Origin of the sequence: Bacteroides cellulosilyticus DSM 14838, from assembly GCF_000158035.1 — a bacterium.
In the GTDB taxonomy this organism is placed as follows: domain Bacteria; phylum Bacteroidota; class Bacteroidia; order Bacteroidales; family Bacteroidaceae; genus Bacteroides; species Bacteroides cellulosilyticus.
Window position 1 is genome coordinate 153,494 of the sequence record NZ_EQ973488.1, and the last position, 4,722, is coordinate 158,215.

At 41.4% G+C, this 4,722-nt stretch carries 5 protein-coding genes and 1 pseudogene; 1 reads left to right on the forward strand and 5 read right to left on the reverse strand.

Annotated elements, in window-relative coordinates; genetic code table 11:
- A partial coding sequence (locus tag BACCELL_RS01995; protein WP_007209831.1) for a stage II sporulation protein M occupies positions 1 to 400 on the reverse strand: 400 nt, incomplete at its 3' end.
- Between the two features lie 100 nt (positions 401 to 500).
- Here BACCELL_RS01995 and BACCELL_RS02000 point away from each other — a divergent pair.
- Positions 501 to 1,226: an RDD family protein gene (locus BACCELL_RS02000; RefSeq protein WP_007209832.1), complete on the forward strand. Its 726-nt coding sequence runs from the start codon at positions 501 to 503 to the stop codon at positions 1,224 to 1,226.
- A 21-nt stretch (positions 1,227 to 1,247) separates the two neighbouring features.
- Here BACCELL_RS02000 and BACCELL_RS02005 read toward each other — a convergent pair whose 3' ends face one another.
- The 4 genes and pseudogenes from BACCELL_RS02005 to BACCELL_RS02025 form a co-directional block, all read right to left on the reverse strand.
- Positions 1,248 to 1,667, reverse strand: coding sequence for a pyridoxamine 5'-phosphate oxidase family protein (locus BACCELL_RS02005; protein ID WP_007209833.1), 420 nt, complete (start codon positions 1,665 to 1,667; stop codon positions 1,248 to 1,250).
- Positions 1,668 to 1,759: 92 nt separating this feature from the next.
- Positions 1,760 to 2,484: pseudogene (locus tag BACCELL_RS26735) on the reverse strand (helix-turn-helix domain-containing protein).
- 16 nt (positions 2,485 to 2,500) lie between these two features.
- Positions 2,501 to 3,502 carry an aldo/keto reductase gene (locus BACCELL_RS02020; RefSeq protein WP_007209837.1) on the reverse strand — a complete coding sequence of 334 codons (1,002 nt, stop codon included), beginning with the start codon at positions 3,500 to 3,502 and terminating at the stop codon, positions 2,501 to 2,503.
- Positions 3,503 to 3,584: 82 nt separating this feature from the next.
- Complete coding sequence (locus BACCELL_RS02025; protein WP_044153170.1) at positions 3,585 to 4,490, reverse strand: helix-turn-helix domain-containing protein; 906 nt, start codon at positions 4,488 to 4,490, stop codon at positions 3,585 to 3,587.
- Positions 4,491 to 4,722: the final 232 nt, after the last annotated feature.

Here is a 4,722-nt window from a genome sequence, read left to right on the forward strand (position 1 = left end):
CATAAGAATTCCCCATAATCAGGCGGACAAAATCCGGATCAGCAGCAGCGGATATAACACCGACCAAGGCACTCACTATAAAAATCAGGAATGAAACCAGCAATTCCCGGCGTGCATCGTGCATAACCTGAGGAATTTCCTTCGTCCAGAAAGTGATGACTCTCGACCATTTCTCACGCTTGTTCCGATAAATTTTATTGTGTAAAGCAGAAGCGAGATTATTCAGATAGATAGTAATACGGGAAGTCGGGAAATGCGTTTGCGCAAATGCCAGATCGGCAGTAAGATCCGTATACACATCGGCAAGCCAGTCAGGAGACGAGTTTGTGGCTTGCTCCACCACGCCTTCGGCTTCTTTCCATTTTTCTATATTCCGACGAATAAACGTTACTTCTTTCATAATTTTACTGACTTCGAATGAGTTTTGTCTGAAATCAATAACAAAAGTAAGAGAATAATGATATATTTGCAACGAAATACTTAGAAATATTCAATCAGCAATGGCAGAATCTACTATTCTTACAGGGCAATTTGTCCGCATCAGCCAGACGCCCGCCAGTATTGGCGAGCGAATCATTGCTTTGATTATTGATTACGTTCTGATTGGATTCTATATATTTTCAACTGTAACGGTATTATCCAAGCTCCGCCTGCCTTCGGATTTCACTATGATCTTCTTCCTGGCGGTAATCTATTTACCGGTGCTGTTCTATTCTTTTCTATGTGAGATGTTCAATTACGGACAAAGCCTTGGGAAACGACTGATGAATATCCGTGTTGTAAAAGCTGACGGTTCCGTTCCGAGCATAAGTTCCTACTTACTCCGGTGGCTCCTCTTCCCTATCGATGGTCCGATTACCGGAGGTCTCGGACTATTAGTCGCTCTATTAACCAAAAACAGTCAACGGATGGGAGACCTTGCCGCGGGTACCATGGTTATCAAAGAGAAAAACTACCGTAAGATACATGTCAGCCTTGACGAATTTGATTATCTGACCCAGAACTACCAGCCTACTTATCCGCAAGCCGCTGACTTATCGCTGGAACAGATAAACGTAATTACCCGAACCTTACAATCCGGGAAAAAAGACCGCATACGGTACATTGCACAACTGACAAAAAAAGTTCAGGAACTTCTTTCTGTGACACCCCGTGAGAACAATCAGGAGAAATTTCTCCAGACCGTTCTCCGCGACTACCAGTATTATGCATTGGAAGAAATCTGATATCTCCCAAGCGATACGTAATTACACCACAACAAAGCTCTCCGATTTAAAGTTACTGTAGAATCTTCCGGAAGTTGCCGTAAACTTCAGTACACAATAGTCGGGATCAGTAACACCTTCTTTATAATACATGGTATCCCCGTCCTCCCATATCATTTCTTTACTGGCACTATCCGTCAACACCTCTACCGTGCCACGCAGCATTGCTCCTCTATAAAACCTCGAATCACAGAAGTACATACAGGCACGATTGTTTTCCCGGAATTGTGCGACACGCATCGATGAAGTATTTGTCGTCAGATAAATCGTCTTTATCCCTTCCCGCTTCCGGGGTTGCAACATAGCTTTTACATTTGGGAAGCCTTCTTCATCCACCGAACCCAGGAAAGCGATTTTCAATTTATCAATCATATTCCCGATTGTTTTTTCCGCATCTCTCATTCTACTATTATTTTAATGGTTATTGAATGAGGCAAAGATAAGGACACAACAGAAAATCGGCATAACAAAAACAAAGGGAGAAATAGTACTTTTTACGGTTTATGCATACTCCGGTAAACCAAAGGGGTCTCACCCGTACATTGGCGAAAGCATCGCACAAAATAAGAAACAGTAGAAAAATGAAGTTCAAATGCAATTATATTGTTTCGCACTCATTCCCATAGCTGAATTTACAATCTCATTCAGGTAATTGGGAGTGATACAAAGTTTGTCTGCATAATGCCGGACAGAATGGTGTTCTCTCATATCTGCCCCGACTAATTCAATAAATTTACTGATATGTGTACCACCCGCTTCTTTGTTCCCCTCTTCCATCGAAATCAGATTCTGATAGGCTCGGTTCAGTAACATCAGCGCCTCGTAAAGATATGCCCTCAACACATGTACATCGTCCTGTCTGTATTGGTCTATTTCTACCTTAATATCATGCAAAAGCTGAAGCATACGCTTATAAAGTTCATCGGGCAAGTGCAATCCGGATGCAGTTTTTTCCATCTTGAAGAATGGAAGTATCCCAATTCCGCACCTCACCCGGTTTGGAAAAGAAAACATCACCGGGAACAGCCTGATATGTCCGGTTATCAATAGAAAAACTCCCTTCCCCTTCTGTTACAAAAGTAATGTCATAATAAGTCAACGTGTGTACGGCGCTTTCAGCCAGGAACCTCTTTACATATTTCAGTTCTACCACATCTATCAGAAGTTCACTTCCATACTTATTCTTATAGAATGTATACCGGGGAATTGAGTTTTTCATCTTATCAGTACTAAATTTATTTATTTACAAACTTAAATTCATGCTCATTATATCTGTTGCCAACATTGGGATACTTTTGCAACAGCTTTTCTATATCCGCCATATCCTGAACTGACAAATCCACATCAACCGCCCGAGCGTTCTCTTCCAAATATTTCATCCGCTTAGTACCCGGTATCGGAATGATATTCTCACTTTGTGCCAGTATCCAGCTTAATGCAAGTTGGGCAGAAGTGACACCTTTCTCCGCAGCCATACCGGCCAAATCAGTAGCCAGATATTGGTTATTTACCCAATGCTCACCAGTGTATCTCGGCAAATGCCTGCGAAAGTCATTTTCACCCAATGTCTCTACACGGATTGCATTGGCAACCAGCCCCCTACCCAATGGTGAGAAAGGAACTAACGTAACTCCCAGTTCCTTGGTCAGTGGCAGGATTTCTTTCTCCACATCGCGGGTCAGCAGAGAATATTCACTCTCTACAGCGGCAATAGGATACACAGCGCAAGCTCTTCGCAAGGATTCGGGCGAACACTCACTTAAACCTAAATATCGGACTTTACCTTCGCGCACCAGTTCAGCCATTGCTTCCACAGTCTCTTCAACCGGAACAGCAGGATCTATCCGATGAGCATAATACAAATCAATGGTTTCTATTTTCAATCGCCTCAGGCTGTTTTCTACCGCTTGTTTAATATACCGGGGAGAACCGTCCACATAACTTTCACCACCACCAAATACACTGCCTTGATTATTACGTAAACGAAAGCCGAACTTTGTAGCAATAAAAATCCGGTCTCTTTTTTCACTTACCATCTTCGAAAGCAGTTCCTCATTGGCTCCATTCCCATACACATCAGCCGTATCCCAAAAGTTTATGCCCAATTCCAAGGCACGGTGCAACGTTGCGATACTCTCTTTTTCGTCCGCCACTCCATACGCAGCACTCATTCCCATACAACCCAGTCCGATAGCGGAAAGTTGCACATCTGTTTTACCTAATTTTCTGTACTTCATAATTTTAATATTTCATTTCGGTGCAAAGTTAGGTGTTAGCGTACGGACGGATGAGTACTATTCAAATCATCCTTTGTACAAATCAAATAGTTACCTTCCCCCTGACTTCAGTCGGCGACTTACCTGTATGTTTACGAAAGAACTTACTAAAGTAGGAAACAGACTCAAAGCCCAGTCCAAATGCCATTTCTGAAATAGAAAGATTGCTATGTTGCAGATATTGAACAGCTTCTTTTACGATTCTTTCTGCAATAAGTACTGAGGTCGTTTTTCCTGTCGTTTCTTTAATAACCTTATTCAGATGGTTCACATGCACAGACAACCGATTGGCATAATCAGTCGGCGTACGCAGAACTAATGCAGCACGGGGATAATCTATCGGAAATTGCCTTTCCAGTAACTCCATAAACAATTCTGCAATACGCTGTGAAGCATTCGGATGCGATTCATACTGATTAGCATCCTGCATCCTCATGGCCGTATGTATCAGTAAATGAAGATAACAACGCAACACATCAAGTGTACCTGCGTAACCGGATTGTATCTCTTCCTGCATCTGAGCATATATATTTTGTACTTTCATCAGTTGAGATCCATTCAGGAAGAAGACTTTATCACCCGTCAGTTTAAATAAAGGTGTATTCGCCAAAGAACCGTTCTTCTCTTCGGATTGCACAAACTGCTCATTAAAAATGCAGAACATACCCCTCTGCTCTTCACTGACAGACTCCCAAGCATAAGGCACAAGAGGATTGGAAAACAGCAGCGCCGGACGATCTACCAGAATCCATTTATCAGCATAATATAATTTCCCAATACCCATGATTAAAGTTACTTTATAGAAATCCCGATAACTGAATTGCACAGTACCGAAATTGCACTGGCGGGAAAAGATATTGAAATATTCTTTCCCTTTAGAATAAGTTGCATCCAGTTTCGGATCGCAACGTTGTATTCTCTTGTAGAATTGAGGAATTGTTTCAGCCATTATATCTTGCATATCTATATTAGAGGACAAAGTTAAAGATTCTACTTTAATTCTATCAAAACAAACTAATTTACTCCACCATGCCACACAACAAATCCTTCCGTATCTATCTAGTAAATGCTATTTGAGAAATCCCCAAAAACTTCTAAAAACATACTAAATGTCAACACAAATTTTCTACTATAACATTTAATAGTATTCCACATACATTTCTATGGCATATTTTAGGGTT